A 929-nucleotide genomic window follows, 5' to 3' on the forward strand; every position below is an offset into this window, starting at 1 on the left:
TGCCGCGGTGAATACGTTCCCGGGTCTTGTACACACCGCCCGTCACACCACGAGAGTTTACAACACCCGAAGCCGGTGGGGTAACCGCAAGGAGCCAGCCGTCGAAGGTGGGGTAGATGATTGGGGTGAAGTCGTAACAAGGTAGCCGTATCGGAAGGTGCGGCTGGATCACCTCCTTTCTAAGGATTTATCCGATCACGTCGATGATCGGTAACACAATTGACAGTTGTGTCTCGCTCGTTGTCAGTTTTGAAAGAACAATCTTGTTCTTTCTTTGCCCTTTGAGGCAATTTGCACCTTGAAAACTGGATAGCGAATAATGAAACATCCTTAAAGCTTTAGTTTTTAAACACGAAGCGAAGGTTGATTGAGTGATTACGCAAGTAACCATTCATCAATCGAGCAACTGGTTAAGCTACTAAGAGCGCACGGAGGATGCCTAGGCACTAGGAGCCGAAGAAGGACGTGGCGAACAACGAAATTGCCTCGGGGAGTCGTAAGCAGGCTTTGATCCGGGGATGTCCGAATGGGGAAACCCGGCTGCGGTAATGCGCAGTCACTTCTTACTGAATACATAGGTAAGTAGAGGCATACCAGGGGAACTGAAACATCTAAGTACCCTGAGGAAGAGAAACAATAGTGATTCCGTCAGTAGCGGCGAGCGAACGCGGATTAGCCCAAACCTACGGACTTGTCCGTAGGGGTTGTAGGACGTCTCACATGGAGTTACAAAGGTGTTGGTTAGGCGAAGAGGTCTGGAAAGGCCCGCTAGAAAAGGTAAAGCCCTGTAACCAGAAGCCAGCACCCTCCGAGACGGATCCTGAGTACGGCGGGACACGTGAAACCCCGTCGGAATCCGGCAGGACCATCTGCCAAGGCTAAATACTCCCTAGTGACCGATAGCGAAGCAGTACCGTGAGGGAAAGGTG

General features: G+C 51.2%; 2 rRNA genes. Both read left to right on the top strand.

Going from position 1 to position 929, the window contains the following annotated elements:
• Positions 1 to 179: ribosomal RNA gene (locus PAECUDRAFT_RS24305) — 16S ribosomal RNA — on the top strand; the annotation flags it as partial.
• Positions 180 to 408: 229 nt separating this feature from the next.
• Positions 409 to 929 (top strand): 23S ribosomal RNA (locus PAECUDRAFT_RS24310); the annotation flags it as partial.

Origin of the sequence: Paenibacillus curdlanolyticus YK9 (assembly GCF_000179615.1) — a bacterium.
GTDB lineage: Bacteria > Bacillota > Bacilli > Paenibacillales > Paenibacillaceae > Paenibacillus_T > Paenibacillus_T curdlanolyticus.